This window comes from Vibrio sp. LQ2 (assembly GCF_023920125.1).
Taxonomy (GTDB): domain Bacteria; phylum Pseudomonadota; class Gammaproteobacteria; order Enterobacterales; family Vibrionaceae; genus Vibrio; species Vibrio fluvialis.
The window spans coordinates 3992423-4014713 of sequence record NZ_CP085308.1 but is presented as its reverse complement, the minus strand read 5'-3'; the positions used below and the strand labels follow the sequence as shown (position 1 = coordinate 4014713).

The 22291-nt window shown below is 44.1% G+C and carries 25 protein-coding genes; 11 read left to right on the top strand and 14 right to left on the bottom strand.

The window, feature by feature from the left end; all coding sequences use genetic code 11:
* Positions 1-77 precede the first annotated feature (77 nt).
* Positions 78-719 carry an orotate phosphoribosyltransferase gene (gene pyrE, locus LGV68_RS18615; protein ID WP_004728401.1) on the bottom strand — a complete coding sequence of 214 codons (642 nt, stop codon included), beginning with the start codon at positions 717-719 and terminating at the stop codon, positions 78-80.
* A 150-nt stretch (positions 720-869) separates the two neighbouring features.
* On the bottom strand, positions 870-1586 hold the full coding sequence (gene rph, locus LGV68_RS18610) for a ribonuclease PH (protein ID WP_020332543.1): 717 nt from the start codon (positions 1584-1586) through the stop codon (positions 870-872).
* 215 nt (positions 1587-1801) lie between these two features.
* Between rph and LGV68_RS18605 the strand changes: the two genes are divergently transcribed.
* A complete protein-coding gene (locus tag LGV68_RS18605; protein ID WP_047463205.1) occupies positions 1802-2668 on the top strand; it encodes a YicC/YloC family endoribonuclease in 867 nt (288 codons plus the stop codon).
* Positions 2669-2903: 235 nt separating this feature from the next.
* On the top strand, positions 2904-4121 hold the full coding sequence (locus LGV68_RS18600) for a site-specific integrase (protein ID WP_252535850.1): 1218 nt from the start codon (positions 2904-2906) through the stop codon (positions 4119-4121).
* Positions 4122-4313: 192 nt separating this feature from the next.
* On the opposite strand, the gene LGV68_RS18595 is transcribed toward LGV68_RS18600, so the two are convergent.
* The 5 genes from LGV68_RS18595 to LGV68_RS18575 form a co-directional block, all read right to left on the bottom strand.
* Positions 4314-4502: a DUF1289 domain-containing protein gene (locus LGV68_RS18595; RefSeq protein WP_071652982.1), complete on the bottom strand. Its 189-nt coding sequence runs from the start codon at positions 4500-4502 to the stop codon at positions 4314-4316.
* A 105-nt stretch (positions 4503-4607) separates the two neighbouring features.
* Positions 4608-5270 (bottom strand): hypothetical protein, encoded by a 663-nt coding sequence (locus LGV68_RS18590; RefSeq protein WP_045618543.1) that lies wholly within the window; start codon positions 5268-5270, stop codon positions 4608-4610.
* A gap of 19 nt (positions 5271-5289) precedes the next feature.
* The gene (locus tag LGV68_RS18585; RefSeq protein ID WP_045618544.1) at positions 5290-6033 is read right to left on the bottom strand and encodes a HupE/UreJ family protein; all 744 of its coding nucleotides are present in this window, start codon (positions 6031-6033) and stop codon (positions 5290-5292) included.
* Positions 6034-6542: 509 nt separating this feature from the next.
* A complete protein-coding gene (locus LGV68_RS18580; protein ID WP_005463347.1) occupies positions 6543-6893 on the bottom strand; it encodes a DUF3147 family protein in 351 nt (116 codons plus the stop codon).
* A 52-nt stretch (positions 6894-6945) separates the two neighbouring features.
* The gene (locus tag LGV68_RS18575) at positions 6946-8022 is read right to left on the bottom strand and encodes a nickel/cobalt efflux protein RcnA (protein ID WP_045618545.1); all 1077 of its coding nucleotides are present in this window, start codon (positions 8020-8022) and stop codon (positions 6946-6948) included.
* A 135-nt stretch (positions 8023-8157) separates the two neighbouring features.
* On the opposite strand from LGV68_RS18575, the gene rcnR reads away from it, so the two are divergent.
* The 7 genes from rcnR (at position 8158) to LGV68_RS18540 (ending at position 11890) form a co-directional block, all read left to right on the top strand.
* Entirely contained in the window at positions 8158-8430 is a 273-nt protein-coding gene (gene rcnR, locus LGV68_RS18570; RefSeq protein ID WP_045618547.1) for a Ni(II)/Co(II)-binding transcriptional repressor RcnR, read from the top strand.
* 331 nt (positions 8431-8761) lie between these two features.
* A complete protein-coding gene (gene radC / locus LGV68_RS18565; RefSeq protein WP_017050839.1) occupies positions 8762-9235 on the top strand; it encodes a DNA repair protein RadC in 474 nt (157 codons plus the stop codon).
* On the top strand, positions 9232-9669 hold the full coding sequence (locus tag LGV68_RS18560) for a DUF2787 domain-containing protein (RefSeq protein WP_172775048.1): 438 nt from the start codon (positions 9232-9234) through the stop codon (positions 9667-9669). Before radC ends, LGV68_RS18560 begins: the two co-directional genes overlap by 4 nt.
* Before the next feature lie 50 nt (positions 9670-9719).
* Positions 9720-10163, top strand: a complete 444-nt coding sequence (locus LGV68_RS18555) for a DUF2787 domain-containing protein (RefSeq protein ID WP_148511508.1) — start codon at positions 9720-9722, stop codon at positions 10161-10163.
* Between the two features lie 318 nt (positions 10164-10481).
* Entirely contained in the window at positions 10482-11216 is a 735-nt protein-coding gene (locus LGV68_RS18550) for a WYL domain-containing protein (RefSeq protein WP_252535849.1), read from the top strand.
* A gap of 30 nt (positions 11217-11246) precedes the next feature.
* Positions 11247-11615, top strand: coding sequence for a hypothetical protein (locus LGV68_RS18545; RefSeq protein WP_252535848.1), 369 nt, complete (start codon positions 11247-11249; stop codon positions 11613-11615).
* A gap of 47 nt (positions 11616-11662) precedes the next feature.
* The gene (locus tag LGV68_RS18540) at positions 11663-11890 is read left to right on the top strand and encodes a hypothetical protein (protein WP_252535847.1); all 228 of its coding nucleotides are present in this window, start codon (positions 11663-11665) and stop codon (positions 11888-11890) included.
* A 169-nt stretch (positions 11891-12059) separates the two neighbouring features.
* Here the strand turns inward: LGV68_RS18540 and LGV68_RS18535 are convergent, their stop codons facing one another.
* From LGV68_RS18535 to LGV68_RS18505, 7 genes are all read right to left on the bottom strand, one after another.
* Positions 12060-13853: a hypothetical protein gene (locus LGV68_RS18535; protein ID WP_029827291.1), complete on the bottom strand. Its 1794-nt coding sequence runs from the start codon at positions 13851-13853 to the stop codon at positions 12060-12062.
* A gap of 19 nt (positions 13854-13872) precedes the next feature.
* Positions 13873-16440 carry a hypothetical protein gene (locus tag LGV68_RS18530; RefSeq protein ID WP_252535846.1) on the bottom strand — a complete coding sequence of 856 codons (2568 nt, stop codon included), beginning with the start codon at positions 16438-16440 and terminating at the stop codon, positions 13873-13875.
* 334 nt (positions 16441-16774) lie between these two features.
* Positions 16775-17221 carry a ribonuclease HI gene (locus tag LGV68_RS18525; RefSeq protein WP_252535845.1) on the bottom strand — a complete coding sequence of 149 codons (447 nt, stop codon included), beginning with the start codon at positions 17219-17221 and terminating at the stop codon, positions 16775-16777.
* 66 nt (positions 17222-17287) lie between these two features.
* Positions 17288-17488: an AlpA family transcriptional regulator gene (locus LGV68_RS18520; RefSeq protein ID WP_252535843.1), complete on the bottom strand. Its 201-nt coding sequence runs from the start codon at positions 17486-17488 to the stop codon at positions 17288-17290.
* Positions 17489-17556: 68 nt separating this feature from the next.
* A complete protein-coding gene (locus tag LGV68_RS18515) occupies positions 17557-18156 on the bottom strand; it encodes an inovirus Gp2 family protein (protein ID WP_032477045.1) in 600 nt (199 codons plus the stop codon).
* 53 nt (positions 18157-18209) lie between these two features.
* Positions 18210-18884: an inovirus Gp2 family protein gene (locus LGV68_RS18510; RefSeq protein ID WP_252535842.1), complete on the bottom strand. Its 675-nt coding sequence runs from the start codon at positions 18882-18884 to the stop codon at positions 18210-18212.
* 61 nt (positions 18885-18945) lie between these two features.
* Entirely contained in the window at positions 18946-19626 is a 681-nt protein-coding gene (locus LGV68_RS18505) for an inovirus Gp2 family protein (protein WP_001102917.1), read from the bottom strand.
* A gap of 552 nt (positions 19627-20178) precedes the next feature.
* Between LGV68_RS18505 and LGV68_RS18500 the strand changes: the two genes are divergently transcribed.
* Complete coding sequence (locus LGV68_RS18500; RefSeq protein WP_071192534.1) at positions 20179-21063, top strand: hypothetical protein; 885 nt, start codon at positions 20179-20181, stop codon at positions 21061-21063.
* Between the two features lie 703 nt (positions 21064-21766).
* The gene (locus LGV68_RS18495) at positions 21767-22255 is read left to right on the top strand and encodes a TIGR00645 family protein (protein WP_038130135.1); all 489 of its coding nucleotides are present in this window, start codon (positions 21767-21769) and stop codon (positions 22253-22255) included.
* Positions 22256-22291: the final 36 nt, after the last annotated feature.

The window sequence follows — 22291 nt, the reverse complement described above, 5'->3', positions numbered from 1 at the left end:
ACGCCAGCTTGAAATAGAAAGCCCACCAATCGGTGGGCTTTTTGTTGTCCGTCCATTCCCCTTTGAGGAGGTCGGTATCAGATACCGTATTGCGCGCGGTACGCTTTCACCGCGTCGAGGTGTTCGCGGTTACCGCCTTGCTCTTCCAGATAGGTGATAAGGTCGGTCAGGCTGACAATCGAAATCACCGCGCAGCCAAAGTCACGCTCAACTTCCTGAATCGCCGATAATTCGCCTTTGCCTTTTTCCTGACGGTCAATCGCCACCAGCACACCGGCCAAATCTGCGCCGTTGTTCTGAATGATTTCCATCGACTCACGAATCGCCGTGCCTGCGGTGATCACATCGTCTACCAGCATGATACGGCCTTCCAGCGCGCTGCCCACCAGATTGCCACCTTCGCCGTGATCTTTGGCTTCTTTGCGGTTAAAGCAGTATGGCGTGTCCACATCGTGGTGATCCGCCAGTGCCACGGCGGTGGTGGTCGCAATCGGAATCCCCTTGTAGGCTGGGCCAAACAGCACATCGAATTCAATCGCTGAATCCACCAGCGCCGCCGCATAAAAACGGCCGAGGCGCGCTAAATCGCGGCCAGTGTTGAAAAGACCAGCGTTAAAGAAATATGGGCTTTTACGGCCAGACTTCAAAGTAAACTCACCAAATTTCAGTACTTCCTTTTCTAGGGCAAACTCAATAAATTCACGCTGGTATGCTTTCATCACTTTCTCTCTATGTTTACATGGTTCTGGTTTGAGCATCGTCAAACTCAACGGTGGGCGTTTACGTCAACAAGCGCCCAAGGTTTCTTGCTGCCGCTCACGCGGCAAAAAATTCAGACAAAAAAATAGCCCCCAATCGGGAGCTAAATATCAATTCTCTAACGACGCCTTCTGCGCCGAGACGATATCTGCAATGCCTTTCTTGGCCACCGCCAACAAATCAAGCAACTGTTCGTGACTGAACGGTTCGCCTTCGGCCGTGCCCTGAATTTCGATCATCTTGCCTTCTTCGGTCATCACCACGTTCATATCGGTGTCTGCCGCCGAATCTTCAACGTATTCGAGATCGCACAATACGTCTTGACCCAGGATCCCCACTGAAACTGCCGCGACATGGCCTTTCATCGGGTTCTTCTTCAGTTTGCCGTCCGCGACCAGTTTGTCGAACGCATCAGCCATCGCAACACTGGCACCAGAAATCGATGCGGTACGTGTGCCGCCGTCGGCTTGAATCACGTCACAGTCCACAGTGATCATCAGTTCGCCCATCGCTTCCAGGTCAACCACAGCACGCAGACTGCGCGCGATCAGACGCTGAATTTCCATGGTACGACCGCCTTGCTTGCCGTTCGCCGCTTCACGACGTGTGCGCGAATGGGTGGCGCGTGGCAGCATGCCGTATTCTGCGGTTACCCAGCCTTTACCCTGACCTTTCAGCCAGCGTGGCACACCTTCTTCTACCGTTGCGTTACACAGCACTTTGGTGTTGCCGAATTCCACCAGCACAGAGCCTTCTGCGTAGGCCGTGTAGTGACGAGTAATGTTAATCGGACGAACCTGATCCGCAGCGCGGTTATTTGGACGCATAAGGTTTTTACCTGTGTTGGGTGAACCGCCATCGAGGGGGCGGATTTGATTGGGGCAGAATTATAGCGGAATTCGAACGTCAATCCTAGGTTTGCGTCCCATCGTTACACTAAGTTGGCCACGCAACTGGGAAGTGCATCTCGCCACCGCAGGGTTTTTCTATGCTAGTATTAGCGCCAGTTCATTTAAAAAAATTCAAAACCAAGGACATATCGATGATCTACAGCATGACGGCGTATGCACGCAAAGAAGTCAAAGGCGATTGGGGCAGTGCCGTGTGGGAAATTCGCTCGGTTAACCAACGCTATCTGGAAACTTACTTCCGCCTGCCGGAGCAGTTCCGTGGCCTGGAGCCCGTGTTACGCGAACGTTTCCGCCAACGTCTGGCGCGCGGTAAAGTCGAATGTCATCTGCGTTTTGATGCCAACCCTGCAGCGCAAAGCAAGTTAAACATCAACGAAGCGCTGGCCGAACAAGTGATTAAAGCAGCGAGCCAAATCATGCACATGACCGGAGAACTGAGCCGTATCAACCCGTTCCAGGTCATGCAGTGGCCGGGCGTGATGGAAACTCCTGAGCAGGATATGGATGCGATCAACAAATCACTGCTGGAAGGTTTCGACGAAGCGGTGAGTGAATTCATCGAAGCGCGTGGTCGCGAAGGCGAAAACATGAAAGCGCTGATTGAGCAGCGTCTGGATGGCATCAGCGCCGAAGTGGTGAAAGTGCGCGCGCGCATGCCGGAAATCATCGACTGGCAACGTGAACGTCTGGTCAGCAAATTTGAAGAAGCCAAAGTGGAGCTTGACCCGAGCCGCATCGAACAAGAGCTGATTCTATTGGCGCAGAAATCCGATGTAGCCGAAGAGCTGGATCGCCTCGATTCGCACGTCAAAGAAACGCGCAATATTCTGAAAAAAGGTGGCTCGGTCGGTCGCCGCCTCGATTTCATGATGCAGGAGTTCAACCGCGAGTCGAACACACTGGCTTCCAAATCGATCAGCACCGACATCACCGCCTCTGGCGTAGAACTGAAAGTGCTGATTGAGCAAATGCGCGAGCAGATCCAAAATATAGAATAGATTCTCCCCTACTCCACACCCTTCCACAAAGCCCTTATTTATAAGGGCTTTGTTATTTTCATCATCCATATACATCCATAAAATTCATCAACAGCCATGAACAAACGGGGAGTATCTTGGGTAGTACTTTGCTATTTACTCCCCATCGTAGTATAAATATCACAATATACTCCCCACTTCTGGAGGGTGATGTAATGATAACTTCGATTAGAGCTATAAATTCAAGGAGATAGAGATGGGGAATCTCACCGTCAACCAAGTTAAGGCGATAGTAAAAGACCAAAAAACAGGTCGTCATGCCGATGGTGATGGTTTCTATCTAATGATTCCTAGAATAGGTCGACCATACTGGATGCTAAGGTATACCCTTTTTAAGAAAAGAAAGGAGGTGACTATTGGCAAGGTCGATGAACTTTCTCTTGCAGATGCAAGGTTGAAAGCATCTGAGCTTCGAAAGCAAATCAGCGAAGGGATTAACCCAATTGCAGAAAAAAAGCGGAGTAAGCAAGCCGATATACAAATAATCGATGATCTCTTCGAAGACTGGTACAAGGATTTGTCCAAAAGGCTCAAGCACCCAAATATACCTAAGCGTATCTATCAGAAAGAGATCTCTCCGCAAATTGGTCAATACACGTTGAAACGTGTCACACCTTTAGATATCCGTAATATCATCCAAATAGTCGCTGACAGTGGCCGTCCAACCACAGCTAACGACACGCTAATGTATTGTAAGCAGCTTTTTAAACACGGTATAAAGATTGGTGTTATTGAGTCTAACCCCGCACTAGCATTTTCTAACTATGATGCTGGTGGCATTGAAGAAAGCCGAGATCGGGTCTTAGAACTGGAAGAGATTAAACATGTTTTTTCCGTCTTCAACCAAAACATTTATAGCTTCAATCGAGACAACTACCTAGCTTGTGCACTGCTTCTTTGTCTTGGCGTTCGTAAATCAGAGCTAACAGAAGCAAAGTGGGCTGAGTTCGATCTAGATAATGCTTTATGGCACCTACCAGCGGAGAGAAGCAAATCTGGGACAGGTTTCACTATTCCGCTTCCGGAGCTGTGCATACAGTGGTTTAAAGAACTGTATATGCGAGCTTGTGGTTCAGAATACGTCTTCCCTAACAGAAGAGAAAGCAAAGTACCGCACATGGGCAAAGACACATTGAACAGAGCTATTTCAAAGCTATTTGGTCGAGAGCCCGGCCGTAAGGTACAACCACCAAATAAAATGGGCGATATCAAACATTTTGCGGTTCATGATCTACGCCGCACATGCCGTAGCCTACTCGCTTCGGTAAAAGTTCCTAGCCATATCGCAGAGCGCTGTTTAAATCATAAGCTGAAAGGAGTCGAGGGTATCTATGATCGGTATGACTACTTGGAAGAGCGCAAAGAAGCACTGGAAAAAGTCACAGATCTGGTTAAGAGTCATATTGTCATTTAGACATAAGCAAAAAAAAGAGGATGCCAGTGGCATCCTCTTTTTAAATGTGCGGACTCATACATAATCTAACAATTTTGATTTAGTAGTACGACAGAATCGCTTGGTGAGCAGTAACACGTTTCTGGACAGAAACGTTTCAGTGATTTTACTAATTTAGAATAATGCGGATAACCTCAGGTATTGCGGTGTATCTTACTTGCTCCGTTCACTTCTCATTTGTGACATCCTTTTTTGGAGTTCTTTCTTTAGGATGTTCAGAGCATAAGGTTTCAGTGTTTTCCATTTCTGACATTCATCTCGAGTTCTGGCACAACCCAAACACCAACCTTTAGGATTCGAGAAATCGCAAAGATCGACGCAAGGACTCTTCTGCTTTTTCATACCGTTAACCTTAAATTAGCTGTGTTCAAGTAACCATATTTATAAGCGAATCATATTAAATAGCCCCTACGAAACTCATCTCCGTAGAGGCTAGACTTAGCTTAATTACAGAACACGCTTCATTTCTGCGTAATCACCATTCGTTTTCAGAATAACCATTACTGTTTTGTCGTTACGGTTACGGAAGAACCAGCCGTGATTACCCGTGAAAGCAGCTTCTAACTCACCTTGATCGTCAGGTACGCCACGGCCTTTTTCGTAGCTAATCGAATTGCCATTGCCATCACCATGAGTGTCGTAATTGACAGGGCCACCTTTCGATGTCCATTCAAATTGAGCAATTTGGCCTTTTTCCATGACCAACTTAACTTCCGCACCTTGGCCTGGTTTCAGTGAAAGCATAATTTTGTCTTTCCAAACTGGCTCCACTGCAATAGCAACGTCAGGTTTTGTAGAAGACACCTCAAGTTGTTGAGGTGCTACTTCAGGTTCCGCTTTAACAGGCTCGCTTTGAACGGTTTTAGTGGCGACTACGACTGAGCTATTGGCTTGGTCTTCTTCTGCTTCTTGGGCTAATTGAGCCTTAATCTCACCCATTTCAGTTAATCCCAGTGCTCTGCCCATTCCTGTTGGGTCAAGAGCGTACTCAGCAGGCAGAATGACGGTGATGAGCAGTACAATAGCGGTTCCTAGAGCAATAAAGGTTGAGCGAACAAGCTGTTTGGTTGTCGGTAGCTCGGCACGATTTGGCATATCTGTGTTGTACATGATTGATTCCTTTTTCTTTTTACTGAGCAACAACGTAGCCCGTTAGTTGATAACCGATAAGCATGAAACCCAAGCTCATCATAACGACATTGACTGAGTAGGCTTGACTATAAAAACTGGTATGTCGTCTCCAAAAGCCCATCACAATCAAAATGGTGCCTAGGGCAATCAATTGCCCAATTTCTACACCTATGTTGAACGCCAGTAGATTAGGAATTAATCCATCAGGAGAAATATCATATTCGATGATCTTCGACGACAACCCAAAACCATGACAGAACCCGAACAACAAGGTTGCGAGTTTTGTATTGGGCTGTACGCCAAACCATCGCTGAAATGCGCCTAAGTTATCCATTGCCTTGTAGACCACAGATAACCCGATGATGGCATCGATAATGTAACTGTTAATGCCGATATTGAAGTACACACCAAGCAGCATGGTAGACGAATGTCCGAGCGCAAAAAGGCTTACATACAACGCGATGTGTTTCATTTTGTAGAGGAAGAAAATCACACCAAATAGAAACAGGATATGATCGTATCCTGTTACCATGTGCTTCGCACCTAGATACATAAAGGCAATGATATTGGTGCCTGTGATTTCTTGGATATAACCTTTGTCACCCTGTGCCACAGCATGAGCAAAAACGTCAGTGCTCATCACCATGAGTAAGGCGAGAATGAGATAAAGCATCCCCTTACGAAGCGACGTCGCCATACCGATAGGCAACGTACTCACTTCGCGTAAAGAGAGTAAGTTCATAGTAACTCCATTGTTTGTTGAATCTTCTTTAGCCGCTGATTGCGGCAGTTATCAAGTAAACAACAACGCTCTTGGAGGACGCTCTATTTTGAAGGGTTTATGGATAGGCGTTCCGCTGACTTGCCTGCCATAGGTTGACACCATCACTCTCGTAAAGACGGAATGACTCAGCGCTTTTAATGTTGCACTGTCATACGTGTGATTATGATTACTCGCATCATGTTGAAATGAATACTCATCATCGACGTCATGTGAATGACTGGAGGAATGGGAGTGTGCATGGTCACTATCGATAACCGATATCGCCGACAAGCTATGAGAACGAAATTCACCTATCGCAGACGTAGTCGTCCCCAATGCGACGATAAGTAGCATCAGCAAGCTAATACATTGTGTGAGTGCTTTAGAAACCATACACCATCGCCGACATTGAGATAATTCATTGAGAATGACAAAACTTGAAGTGTTATATTATAACAAAACCAAGAGTTCAACCGTCATTTGTTAATTTATGTAAGTTCTATGCCAAACTCTTTAACCACAATTGCCACGATAAAAAAGCAGACGATTGAAATAATGGCACAAATACCTAACGAGAACCAAAAGGAGTATCGACTCAATAGAAACGGAAAGATCAGAAACATTGGCAACGTAGGCAGCACATACCAGAAGGTGTAGTAGGCATGATTGGCGAGCTTTTCCTGACCTTGCCCTTCGATATACATCCAAATCAAAGCCAAAATAGTCACTGTAGGCAGTGCGGCTATTAGCGCTCCCGCTTTATCACTTCTTTTAGCTACTTCAGATATCAAAACCACAATCCCAGCGGTTAATGCGTACTTAGTAATAATCCACAACATGAAATCGTTACCTTTATTAAAACTGTAAGCAAAGTCATCATTACCACAGAGCTTAGCTCATCAGTGATGTATATCCGTGCATACCCATGTATAAGCCAACAGCACTGATCAAAACGCCCGATAAGTAAGGTGCTCGGCGTGCAACATCGTTCAAACCACTCCATTTAGATGTCGCTTTTTTCACCCCCACGGCAGCCACAACGCCGACTGCAACCAGAGTCAGAGCTAAGCCAATGCTGAATGACACAACCAAAGTCGCACCAAGTGTCATCGCCTTTAGCTGCAAGCAGATAAGCAAAACCGTTACCGCAGCAGGACATGGAATCAAGCCACCTGTTAAACCAAAAAGCAGTATTTGCCCATTAGTGACGTCTCGGTTCTCAAAACGTTTTTGTATGTCTAAAGCGTGAGCGCGTTCATGAGCATCTTGATATTCCTTGTTATCACTTCCTGGATGAGATCCTGAACTAAAATGTACATCAAAATCATGGGTATGATCGTGGTGTCCGATAATCAATGTGACAGATAAATCATCAGAGGCTTCGATACATGAGGCCGATTCTAAGTACCCATCACGCTCAATAAAATGATAGATGTCAGCAGATTGAGAATCGTTGCTTGGTACTGAAATCTTGACACCTTCAGCCGTTAAAGGCTTGCCGTTGAGTGTTCGCAACTGAAAACGATGATGAAACCCTTCTTCTGTGATAGAGAGCGAAACATGTCCATGTCCTGTATCGACAACTTGAGTAGTCCATTCATGAGCATGGTTATGAGCTTTATGCCAAGCACGCTCATCGCTCCACGTCCGCCAGAACATCCATAAACCTGTCGAAACGATAATGACGCCTGAGATGAGTTGCATCCACGGCTCAGCAGCTTCAGCCGTGAATTTCTGGCTGATATACATCCCGCCAACAGCGATTAACCACACAATAGCCGTGTGAGAAAGTGTGGCAGCCAACCCCAGCATCACTGCTTGTTTGACCGTTCCTTTAACCGCGACAATGAAAGCCGCCATCATCGTTTTCGAGTGTCCAGGCTCAAGACCATGCAAAGCACCAAGTAAAATGGCACTGGGAATAAAGAACCACCCATTACCCTGTTGTAGTAGTGCGACAAAATCCATTGTTATTCTCTGTTGCTATTTCAAATTTGACGCAAACTATACTCCCCCCTAGTATTAAATACTACCCCCCAGTATAAATTGAGTGCTACATTATCGGTTAGAATCGCTCAGCCCGTAACATAAAGAAGATAAGCCATGTCGCATACAACCAGAGATCAGAAGAAGCTCAACACCCGAGTCAGTAAAATACAGGGTCAGGTGAATGGACTTAAAAAAATGCTGGAAGAAGAGCATGAGTGCCAAGATGTGTTGCAGCAGATAGCTGCTATTCGAGGCGCGGTAAATGGCTTGATGCGAGAAGTGATCAAAGGTCACTTGCTTGAGCACGTTGTACTTGAGGAAGACAAAGAGCAACGTGAAGTAGATATGGAAATAGTGCTGAAAGTTCTGGATTCTTACATCAAATAACGAGGTAGTTACAATCAGTGACCATACTTTGGTTCGAGTTGGAAATGTATTAGTTTTTGTTATTCAAAATTCAGCTCTCGTGGCTCAGAAAGGGGCATAAATCATTTAGAGTAAAGAATCAATAAATTGTGATCACAAGCGATTCTGTCCTACCCTCTCTCATTCTAACGCCATCAGCTTTCCTCCTTAAAACTAACAGCCCTTATGCTCTCATTAGGAGCTCGCAACCTCCTTCTTCTTGCCTACAATAGCCCTCCACCCTAAATCCAAAAATATTCAGGCATATGTCATCAATGTGAATAACCACTATTGATTCCGACAGGAGCCTGAAATGAATACCAAAACTCCCGATTACCAAAAGCAGCAACGCTATCAGGAAAATGAAATCCTAGAGCATGCCGCTGAGATACTGGCTACACGCTACGTGCGTGGCGATGCCCTAACCAATCCTGATGCCACCAAAGAGTATGTGCGCTGTAAGCTAGGCAGCCATGAGCGTGAAGTGTTTGCCTTATTGCTGCTGGATAACCAAAACCGACTGATTGAGTTTAAAGAGCTGTTTCATGGAACGGTGGATGCGGCCAGCGTTTACCCACGTGAAGTAGTGAAAGCAGTGTTAGAAGTGAATGCCGCAGCGGTGATATTTGCCCATAACCACCCATCTGGTGACTCAACGCCGTCTCAAGCCGATAGACGCATAACCGAAAGACTCAAAGATGCTTTAGCTCTGGTGGATGTTCGCGTTCTCGACCATATCGTGACAGGCGATACCTGCACATCATTTGCTGAAAGAGGTTGGTTATGATTGAACAACATTATGGTGAGCTTTCTATTGATGATGCATTACATAAGTCACTAGAAGCACTCATGAATCGATACACTCTCCCAGATAATGCCGAGAGACTCGTGCTGAACTGCCGCCAAATGAGTTACTACCGACATAAACAAGGTTTACATCCGATTGAAGTACAGCTTAAACGTGAGTCAGTCTCAAGCCCTTGGCTGGTGGTGTTCTTTGCTAGCTTCTCTTATCCCGATGACAACAGTACAACCGTTGAGCCTGAGTTGTACTTTCACCTTGCTAATCGCTGGTGCTATCAACCCGATGTGGGAAGCACTGATTTATCCCATCCTGAAGTACAAGAGCTACTCTCGGTATGGATGAAAGCCTTTGGTCGTCATCTCTCCAGAAACGTCTTTGATGACGTGCAACTGACGATGGTCGGTACGTTTCACTAAATCCTAATCTCTCATTTCTTATTTGAATCCTGAAACAAGGAGGACTCACTATGTCCAAATTAAACTTCACAGCATCATTACTACCTGTGTCAAAGAAACTGCATACACTACTGAGTAAGCAACTCACCACTCATTTGCTGAGTAATGAAGCACTGACCACCAGCCGTTATCTGGTGTTTAACTTTCGCGATAAAAGTTACAGCGCGGATGAAGGCGGCTTCCATCCGGTTGAGATGGCGATTTGCCAAACTTCAACCGGAGAATGGAGCATCGAGTACATCACCGACTTTGCTTACATGGGGAACTACTATCCAGAGCTAGAGCGCAACTTGGATTTTGATTTTCGGGTTGGGCAGTTCTTTGTTGCTTATCGTGGCTGGCTACCAATGCAAGGTAGCCGTGATGCTAAAGAGCTGTATCGGCTATGGGAGAATAACTTTCTTGCCTATGTCGACATGGACTCCTACAACGAGATAGCCGTCACCCCGCAATAACTCATGACTTCCCTTCTTCTACAAACCATCAAACTTGTCACTGCCCTTATCACGCTGTTTTCACTTTCCCCGTTCTTCGGTGCTATTGGAGCCCTATCCAGTTTAGGGTTTTTGGTGGTGCTGTTGATTGGGTTATTGGCAGCCATTGCCGAGCTCAGTGATAAGCATAAGCCTCGTTAATGTTAATCGGCTCACTCTTTGGTGATGCCGATTGATGCTGTTTTCACCGTTGGACATTATGTGTCTGACCCACCTCTATTCTCCCGACATTAAATGTCCGACTCCGGTGTGGAGCTTTGATGTATTGAGAGCGTAGTCATGAGCAATAAAACCAGCATTGAAGGGTTATCCGCTTTGCTGCACACGCTGATGCTTATTCCTCAACATCGATGGATTACCGTTAGGGAGTTGCAGCAGCAGTTAGCCCTACTCGATATCCACCGCACCACTCGCAGCATTAAACGCTACCTCGATGACATCATTGTGGAGGTGTTTAACGTTGAGTGTGATTCGATGAGCATGCCCCATGTTTATCGAAAAACCTCAGAGCAATTACTGAAGCTCAACAAACAGGAAATGCTCTATTGGCAACTGACCAACAAGTACTTACTACCGCTAGTACCTGATGCACTGAATTACGGGCAAGGGTCCTCCTCGGAGAGAGACAAACCCTTGCCACACAAGGGTTCAGCACATTCAAAAGAGCAAGCATGGTTAGCCAAAGTACATGTGACATTGCCCACTATTCGCGAGTGGAGTGACGAGCAACGGCACGTGTTGAATGCGGTACACACGGCATTACTGCACAACCGTATGCTCAAGATATCGAGCCAAGTATTGCAGCAAGAGAAGGCGCTCATTGAGCCACTGGGACTCTCGGTTCAGTGTGACGCGCTCTTGCTGCTCTTTCGATTATCCGGTCAACACACGATACGTACCCTAGCCTTGCCTTTGATTGATGAGGCCAGTGTATCGACGTTTTCTTTTACCTATCCGACTGATTTCAATCTTGAGCGGTTCATGCGTGAACACGATGGAATCAGTACACCCTGAATTTCCCTCACCGATAAGGAGAGCACCGTTATGACATTAACCAGCACCCTACTCCGATACGCCGCTATGACCATCCTGTTTATCGCGCTCACCGCTTGTGGCGACCAAGAAGAGACTCAAGCAGCAACAGCAGATATTGAAGTGTCGATATCGACTAACTCGCATTGGGGAACATTGGTTTTTGACCTGCAAGCTATCGCCGACAACACCGTAATCAGCAATGTGGTGATTAACCGAGGCAACTGCCGATTACCCGCAGGTACAGCCTCAGAGCTATCAAGAAACGTTTCGTTAAAGTTCGGCCAAACCTATACCGGATACAGCAACAACTGCACCGTGGACAACGTGAAAGAAATCGAAGTCACCTCCAGCGCTGGCACCTTTGTCTACAACTTCTAACTTCCAATATCCAAATAACACACTCAACCAACTCGTAAGGATAAACTATGAACAAGTCATCTCTACTCATCACAGCAGCGTTAGTTTTCTCAACCTCTTCCGCCTTTGCTGGTGGAACACTGGGCGGCAACCCATCAGCAGATTCGGGAGTCGTCAACGTCAGTGTTGGCAAATGCACTCAATACAAAATGGATGTGAAAGCGGCGCAGCAGGCAGGCAAAGACATATCGACCATCACCGTGCCTAAAGGCTGTGAATCAGTCGAAGAAAAGTAACGCCACCAACAGCGGTAAAAATGATAATGGGGAGCAATCACGCTCCCCATTTTTTTCTTCTGTGCATTCTGCCCATCCAAAATAAAACAAAATAGCAGATTGCAGTAGCCAAAATCTCAGACCGGCTTCTACTGAATCTTAAAATCAACTCCCAATCTCGCTAAGGAAGTCATAAACGCGCTTCAACTTTATCTTCAACAGATATACCAATTAGTTTTTTAAGTATGCTTAACAACGGTTCGATCTTGCATTCATCAAGGCCAATAAAGCCTAACTGAGGTTTTGAGTCTTCTACCAAACGATTAATACTACCTACATGGGGATTTCTGAACATTGATACGTAAGCTGACGATTCACCCGAATACAACAACGTGACTGAATCAGGTACAGTTAACTGCGGGTGACCATTCACGACATTGTACATCCGTGTTTCTAATCCATATTTCCTCGCACATTCAGGCATGTGTCGTTCTTCTACCGTTTTGCGATTGGAATACTTTGCATCCAGAATATGGCATTCGGTACTATTTTCGCTTATGACGCGTAACTGGTAGTCGGGGCGCCATGTTTTAGTCCTAACAACATGCTTCATGTCATAAAGTCGACCAACAACTGGATTTTCTAAATCATCAATACGACCGGTTTGCAGATCATAAAGCAACTTAATCACAACACCGCTGAAATGCTTAAATACATAAACATTGCAGGGTTCATTTATTGGGCGATCAATCTCTACCCCGCTAATATCCACATAGCGTGATTCATCCAAGTTGAACCCCATCTCAACTAGCGATTTGTGAATGTTAATCAGACTCACAAATTCGTATAGCTTACTGATGTTGCGAATTCCATAAAGTTCACTAGTACCACGCCATGAGGGCTCACCAATCCTGTAAAACTCATCCATAAACCGATACAGCGTAATATAGTGAGATTTACTCAAAACCTGTTGTGTGGGTATTGGCATTAAATTTCGAGTGGTATCTAACACGCATTTGAAATCTCGCTGCATTCGATTCAGAGCCAATCGGGCCGCATTATAGGCCACTTCTATTTTTTCTTGCTGAAATGTTATGAAGATCCCCGAATCCCTCAACACTTGATCCAGAGAGATATAGTCGATCCCATTAACCGAAATGGTCCCCTGATTTATTTGATTTTTGGCCAGCTCAGATTTAAGTTGCGTTACGAACTGATGAAACGTCTTCAGAAAGAACAAAATCACCTGATTTTCGAACACATTAAGGTTCTGGATAATCTTGTTTTGCACCATCTGTTGAATGGCGTAGTGCTGCCCTCGGATTAGTACATCACCCGATTGCGGATCTGAACGCGTTAAACTGTCTGGATGCGTCGAAAGATAGGAAATCGTCCGATCATCCACTGGCATCGACTTTGAAAATGGTCTGATTTCCGACTTGGCGCTTTTTTTCACGCAAGGATCATGGTGAAACCTACCCCATTCGTTATTCAAATACTCAACAACGCGTAATCCCGCGATCAACTTCTCTGAGAGATTGTTCGTTGAACGATTAGCATCACTACCACCTTTGGTGACGGTGAAACAAACAGAGCTAATATCCTCGTTGTTGAGGATAAAACGAAGATATCCAAGCGCACGCTCATAGCTGAGCTTACTGGCAAAGACGTTGATCGGGCGAGATACGGCAATGATCTCCTTGTCAGAGTCGAAACCATCTACTATTTCAGCATGCGTAAACCCAACAAAGTTTTTGAATGGCTGACTTGGGGTGCTTTCGTACACATGGAGCCCGTCTTGCATGAAATGATTTGTGAGCAATAAAGAATAATCGCCCAGTAGCATCATAGGCTTCATTGGCTCATCGACCACCAGACGATAAGACACAGTTTCGTATTCGTTGACCGTGATATAGGCTTCATCCCGATCTAACAAATCCACCACATTAGGGCCGCTATGTAGAGAAAATTCAAGCACATTCATGATTCTTCCCATCTCTGTCCTAGTAATGAAAGAAGTTATATGTTTCCAAGTTCTGCTCACCGCGTAATAAAATATCTTCCAGCTTAGCGGAGGACAATTCGAAATCTTTGTCCTGAAGCCATTCACTCAGCAATGCCAAACGCTGTTTAATTCCGGAACCTGCACCTTGAATTGATGGCAACACGTAATACAGCATGCCGTAGTCAATAGCCTTCTCTAACGCCGGACTCTCGCTTAGCTTTTCGGTAACCATTAATACCGAAGTCAGGGTGTAAACATAATCTTTCAGGTTTGAGATCTTACGACGACTCAAGATAATTGGAGAACCTAACCTAGGATCTGTTTTTTTCAGTATACTGAGAGCTTCTTCCAATAGTTGTGGCAAACCATCACTGGTTATAGCGAGTTGAGTACGCAAGAATGCATTTCGACCGAACATCCCCGAAAATGCTTCATATGATAGTTTTTTGTAACTGTCGACCTCATCGATGTAGTCCACAGTATCGTTGATGAAACTATCGAATGGAATCACTGGGGCACGGTCAATTAATCGAGGTGAAAGTGCTTCTGTGGTTAAATCATGGTTAATCGTTGCAATGATCCTTAGTGAATCAGGAATAACGATTTCCTCTTTCGACAACCGTAACATTTTGTCAGCTTCATCATCACTAATATTGATAAGGAACGCCCCATAGTGCTCGATGGCAGATAAGTTCGCCTCATCAAGCAGCATTAAACTTAGCGGAGCGGTTTCTGGCTGATCTTTACTTACCCCTTTAAGGAATTGATATACACCAGAGGAAGATGGCGAAAATGAATTTGAGAGGCTGTTGAAGAAACCAATAAACTCACGCTCAGATACCCAACTACGACCCACAGGCACTTCAAGGAAACGCTCATCCATTTTCAGCATTCCTTTAAGCAAACGAACAAATGATGTTTTTCCAAGACCTGGTGCACCAGTGAAGATACTGATCAATGATTGAGCATTAGCCACCAGCACTGAAGAAATAAACTCATTTGAATAGGATCGGTCGTACTTTGACATTTGACCAGCAATATAATTGACAAACTTAGAAATTTCGGATTGCGCGACACTCATTTCCCTAAATTTCAGCGATTGCAATTCTGGCATGCTGAACGGCAAAAATTTGTCATCAGTTGCGATCGGCGCTTGAATAATTGTCGAAACAAAAGGTACCAACTGACGCAGCTGCGTTTGCAACTCTGATTCATTAGTACGTAATGTTTGCTCGACCTTCTGAATGGATTGTTTTAACTCATTTTCACGGTTAAGTAGATACGATTGCTGAGTTTCGAGCACTTTGATCGCTTCAGCAATTGTTCCATACTGTTCTAATTGCTTATGCTCTAATCTCAGTCGCGCCAACTCAGCTTCACTTTCTTGGACCTGAGAGTCTAACTCCTGACGTCTCTCTTGTATTCTTTGCTCTAAATCTACATTGCTTTCCGCTTTTTCTAGCAACGCTTCATACTCGTTTTGCTTGTTCACGAGCAACTGTTCTTGTTCCGCAACTTTGGCTTTAGTTTCGGTTAAACGCAACTCTACGTCCTTAAGTTTGCGATCTATGGCTGAGTGCTTCTCGGCAGCAACTTTATCCCAGTTAGCCACATAGCTTTCTTTAGTGGCTTCAACATAGTTTTCAATGAGCTTTTTACCGCGGTCGTCATTACTAACAATATCAATGATCGCTTTCTGCCAATCAGAGTCATCGGCAGCAGCGTCGCAAATCTTGTAGATTGCCTCCTTGCCTTCTGGTGTCAGTGGGTAGTTTTTGTTTTGGAGCTCAAGACGTACTGCTGCCACCACCTGACCGGTAATTTTGCGTCGGTCTTTCAACCTATTGAACAACGCCATAAAGTCGTTACGCATCATATACTGATGAACAGTGTGGGACGCTTGTTTAAGAACAGATACATCTAGTAGATATTGCGAACCATGAACGGTGATTAAGTGTGGTTCTATGTCATTAAAATTAATTTTCGAGATATATGTAGACTTGGTATTTAATGGATCAATTCCTGTACTTAATTGCAAATTCCCTTCATATGGCCCAGAAAAGCTCATGTTTTTGTCCATGTTTTTCCGGCATTCATTGGAAGGTTCAAACTTGAATGGACCATAGGCAAAGCCTTCATCGACAATGTAAAAACTACGCGTTGAAGGTAAAAAAGGAAGAATGATATCGTTGCAATCAAGCGGAGATGGCAATTTCATATGTAGCATGCCAAAAACGACTGTAGAAAACTCTCTAATATTGTTCTTAAACGTGACGTATCGAGTTACATCACTTTTTTCTTCATACTGATTGTTTGGTATAACGTCAGCGGCTATTAGTGTTCGGTGGTGTCTTACTTTTACGTCCTGAAACCCATCAATTACAAATACTTTTTCAATATCATCAAAGAACTGGTTACTGTTGATTTTAGTTATTGTTCCATCATCTTCTTCAAACAAAACATCTATAAATCCTTTACTAATTTTGGTTGTTTCATCTTCGCCATACATAGGCTTCGGTTCATCTAGAAAGCCGATGATACGTCTAAAGTTGTTGTCGCTATTCATCTAAACACTATTCCCTGTTAGTTAATTATGGAAAACTTATATATCTTGTATTGAAGGGACTATGTAATTGTCATTTATTCAGTCCTTCTTAGAAGTGATTGGACCATCGCAGGATGAGCTATAACTCTCTAACATTACAGGAATTCGGTCAATTATTCACACTCGCAAAAGCTTGTCTCTGACGGTTCGATCAAACTTTGAAGGCAACACGCTAACAGTTGGGCTAATCTATGCCCCGCATCGTATCCATCTTCAGATATATGTTATCTAGAAAAACGCAAATAACAGGCAATAGCGGCTTGTTGGACTATGCCTACAAGCCGCCTTACATACATCAATCTATACCACTTCTAGCAGCATCAACTGCTAACGAATCCGCTATCTCATTACCTCTAACACCAGAATGAGATTTGACTTTAAGTACCTCGACATACTTTCTAGAACGCAGTTCATCGACTTGTTTCCAGAGTTGCCGATGCTTAACTGGCTTCTTATTCGCTTTACGCCACCCTCGGTCTTTCCAGTCATCAAGCCAAATGTTGAAACCTTTCACACAGTAATCATTATCTGAATAGATGACATCACCGTCTTCGGCATACTCTAATCCTTCGATAAACGCCAGTAACTCCAGTTCCGCACAATCCGTCTCTCGGTCAATGGTGATGCTCTCTTCATGGACTATCTCATTGTCTTCATCCATGACCACCAGCCCTATACCACCTCGCATACAGACGTGTTGATTGTTTGGTGCTGCGCCGTCTACGTAAATTGAATAGCTCATTTTTTATCTCTCTAATTGAAAAAGGGCGCATGACTTTGCTTAGCCAGCGCCCTGTTGATGTTTGTGTTACTGAAAGGATTCTTGGTTGTCTCGCAGTGCTAGACGTTGCTCCATCCATTCCTCGATTTCACTTTCTACCCAAGCCACCGCTCGTCCACCGAGTGGCACACTCTTCGGAAAATCGGTTTCATCAGCCATGAACTTGTAGATAGTGGAGCGGCCTAGCCCTGTAATCGCCATTACGTCTTTAAGTCGTAGAAATCTCATGGGAATTGTCTCCTCTTGTATATACCCATGGATAAGCCGCCACGGTAAAAAAGTGCAGTCGGCCTAATCTAATCTAGGCTAGAGCCAAAGCAGTAACGCTCTTCTTTCCACGCTTCAGCAAAGCTACTCAGACGGTGGAAGACACAACGCTTTATATTGGTATCTTTGCTCTTACAGCGTGTTCCTAGTCCATAGTTCCCTCGGTCGTTAAACAAGATCATTGATCGCTCTTTGCCTTTGTAGTGCTTTTCTATCGCTTCCTTCCAAGCTGTTTTTAGATGATCCACAAGCTGATTACCTTTATCCCAACAAATGGCAGGGCCGAAGTACTGACTATCATCAAGAAACAGCATTACTCGGTAGTTATGTGAAGGGGTTTTATCAGCTCGCTTACGCCATACATAAGGCAACGAATCGGCATCGATTTTCTCTTTCAGAATGTCAAAGTAATCATTGAGGATGCTGAGATCGGTGTCTTGATGATCTTTAGGCAGGTATAAATCCAAACGCATCGCAAGAGTACGTTGATACTGAGTCAGAGCCTGATCAAAGACCTTATCCATCGTGGTAAGCGCTGATTCATAAAGTCCCTTATTGCTGTAAAACAATGGATAATCTTTAAATGTTCTAGCACGAGTAATGGTTGGAAGGTGGGTTGTGTTCGACATGAGTAATACCTCTCAGTGTGTGAATGACATAGGCATTACTCGCTCTGTATTTTTTAAGGTGAGTCGTGACTGCAACCAAAACTCTTGTTGGGGTAAGCGTTCCGGTTGGCAATGGGCTTCGCGAGACGACTGATTCGATAAAAGAACTCGTTTAACTGTAACGGGAACACTTCAGCATCAGACAACAGCTCAAAACCTTCATTCGTAGGAGAGTAGGCTAATCCTGGGCATGGTTGGCTGTAATAAGCTTCAACCACCCTATCCCATGTCTTCCTCACTTTTTTGTAGAGAAAACGTCCCCAACCCTCTCGGCCAGTGCCTAAGTTTTGAAAGAGATCCCTATCAAAGAGCAAGATAAGATGATGGTGATCGCTGGTGGATTCACTGGCTTTCGTCCAGATATAGCGAATGACCGTTTGCTGGTATTGATAAGTTCTGTCGGTGTATTTGTCTCTACAGAGCTCATTAGTCTCCGATTCTAAAATACGAAAGAAATGGGCAAACACCGCTAGGTAATCTTCTCCGAAGTCACTCGGTAGGTTTAGGTTGATGTGAACAACAAAGATTCTTGGGTATTGGTTTAGTGCTTCAGTCAGCACTCGGTCTATCTCCTCTAGGTATTCGAGAACGAGACCATCCTTGTGGTAGTAGAGTGGCTTTCCATTAAAGGTTCGGTCATGAGTGATGGTGTGGACTCTTTGATGAGCCTCGTTGAGTTGATGAATCATGATTGGTTCCTGTGGTTTGTTGTGATTCCCACAGGAACTGGTACTACCGTTACTTTTTAAGCTACTTATGACTATGACCGAAATTTCGTCTACCGCTACCAAAGTGCTTAGTGTTCTCTTTTGCTAGATAGCTAATGTGCTTGAAGAACTCATCAAACGCATCATCAAAGTCATCAGAGTTACAATTCAAGCGGTGGATGACCACACTGTCGCTATTCTTTCTCTTTGAAAAATGAACCAGTCCATTGGCTTCCTCGTAGTCGACACCAGCCACCCTCGCCCATGCCTCTACGATAAAAGAGCCTAAGTTCTCCTGTTGTGTTTGAGTTTTACCCAACCAGTTAAATCTATCTTTGTTGAACATGAGTACTAGGTGATAGTGGTCGTTTATCGAGCTAGAGCGCTCCCTCACCCAAGCAATCCGCACTTTGCAGGGATGCACTCTAGCACTCCCTTCTCTTTTCTTTCGTTTTCCGGAGTGATCAATCTGCGACTGTAACGAGCGTAGAAAGTCGGTCATGACATTACCGCTCTTTTCATTGTTCCTGAGCTTAGGAAACCTCAAATCCACTCGAATAGCCATCAGCCGAGGGTACTCGCCCAATGCGAGATCAATCGTATCGTGCATTTTCTCTAAGTAGTCGATGTAGAGTGGACCGTGCTCGGTCTGGATAGGTCTACCCAGAAACGTTTTCTTGTTGGTCAGTCTGAGGTTTTTGTTTTTTCTAGAACGTACATTCATTCCTATCTACTCCTGTGTTTAGGTTCATAGATAGGTCTGTGTCGTTAATTTTAATTGCGTACTGTGAGTCACTAGGGATGACTCAGTTGATGAGCTTATGCCGATGAATGGGTGTATTGATAGGGTAGATATGACTGTAATAATACTAACCAGACAGACAATGCAAAAAACTGCTACGTATACATTTCCTGTCCATCTAAAGGGGCAAGTGCTAGTTAACCATCAACATCTAGGCACTGAACAGTGGAAAATCGATGTCCTCTCCCCACTTTCGAATCCAAGTAAGTTACAAGTTAAATGACAATCCGTTGAGCTAGTAAATGAAGAGAGAGCTCATAATGCCCACGACTTCAACTGCAATCCATCACTCCAAAACAACCCCACGCATCCTCATTTATTGTCAAAAACTTCAGTTCATACGTTTTTACTTCTGGAGCTTACTCACATAAAAAAGTGAAAAAACCATTTTATCTATATTATTGATTTTTAATCGGACTACACTAAAATATATAATATAATCTGCTAGACAAACAACGGCTAGAGGTCCTTATAATGGAAGAAAGTGAAAACCTAAATCTGGAAAAGAATGACACTCATCAGCTACACAATTTCATCAATCCGTACGATAGGGAAGGCGGATATATTTTGTTTTCTGGAGGGTATTCAAAAGAAGAAAAGATCGATAGGAAATCCTACTCTCCTATTCGTTATTTGATGATGAAAGATTGGCATGAACTGAAGTCAATACTGCCATACTTCACTCCTTATGCTGATACTTACCTTCTTCCTTCTTGTCCATTGAGCGAGTCTAAGTTTCGCTCAAATGTTATCTCAAAAGATCTTGTTGAATATAAAAACATCTACAACTTTTTCGAACAAAGAGACGACATTGGGCAGCAACGTAAATCAACCCTGATTAGCCTGTGTTTCCTGTTAGCGGAAAACTATGTATTTGAGTTTGGAGGTATTCCGAGGGGTATAAAATGGCTCGCTGCTCGCTTAGGGACCAATAGCCGAAAGATCACTGACTGTATAAAATCGCTCGTAAAGATGGAGCTAATCATTTTTCATAAGAAAAGAGCGGATATCGACAGCGTAACTCTACCGTGCTTCATTGAACCTACAAGGACATTTCTATTCACTTTTACATCTTTATTCGTAGAGGATAAGACAAAAGAAGAATCTGGAGAAAAGGCGACTCATCGTGAGAAAAATTACCAAAAAAGAATGAGTATCATCGCCAAAAAAGAGTCCATCTATACATCTAAAGATGAAAGCTCAAATACTTCAAGCATTGACTATTATCTTTATGGTAAGGAGGGATTTTTCTGGTACCAAAACCAGTTATACACGCTGAAAGTGAATCTGTTGAAACTGGTAAGAGATCCACAAGTGGATGATGCAGTTAAAGTCCACGCTTATCGCATTTTGCTCTAGAAACACAGATGAAACATTCCTGTATTAGTGTATGTTTTCTTGCTAAATCTTACAGATCGTACTAGAGGGTTAACATCCGTCAAAGGCAATAGATTTACCTTGGAGTGCAAAGATTATCCACACCCACACGCTAATAAAAATGAATATCATTTACATTTATATCATGCCAAAATCTACCTAAATGGTAATTTATGCGGATAATGTGTAAATCATTAGATATCCACCAACTGTTAAATGCGGCGACATCTCTATTCGCAGTAGTAGACAAAGGCTGGGGGGCTGAATCTCAAGACAGTACGTAAAAAATGTGATATTACCTAGACTAGCACTGGAAGACTCAATCATCAAAAGTAAAACTATTGTTAATGTAAAAACGCGATGATTTAAACCAACTGGGTAGTATATTGGGTAGTAAGATCCTGAAACACACAAAACAAAAAACATAAATTACTGTTTTTAAAAAATAAAAAATAAACACTCAACGAACAGATCCAAAACATCGAATAATCGCCGCTGCATACTTGCCAAGCCCTGCTTTTGCAGGGCTTTTTGTTTTCTGCTTGCTGCGATTTCGCTCCTCAGGCAATGGAAAAATTTTACCGTTTGCCGATAGTCAAACCCGCGGCAATCAGAGTAATATCGCGCCATTACGGTGGGCACTGTGCGCACCGCTGTCTAATAACAACAAATCGGCTTCTTCATGATGGAAAATTTAGTGGAAAAACTTTTGTATTCAGCGCGTTGGATTATGGCGCCTATTTATCTTGGCCTCAGTTTGGTTCTGCTGGCGCTGGGTATTAAATTCTTTCAGGAGGTGTTTCACCTGCTGCCTATCATCTTCTCAATTAAAGAAGTGGATCTGATTCTCGTCACTCTCTCGCTGATTGATATTTCGTTGGTTGGCGGCCTGATCGTGATGGTGATGTTTTCCGGTTACGAAAACTTCGTTTCGAAGCTTGATGTGGATGAGAACGACGACAAGCTGGGCTGGCTGGGTAAACTCGACACCAGCTCACTGAAGAACAAAGTGTCAGCGTCGATTGTGGCGATTTCGTCGATTCATCTGCTGAAGGTGTTCATGAATACCGAGCACATCGACAGTGAAAAAATTCAGTGGTACCTGCTGCTGCACGTGACGTTTGTGTTGTCGGCGTTCGCCATGGGCTATCTGGACAAGATCACCAAGAAGTAATGATAAAAAAACCAGCCGAAGCTGGTTTTTTTGTGG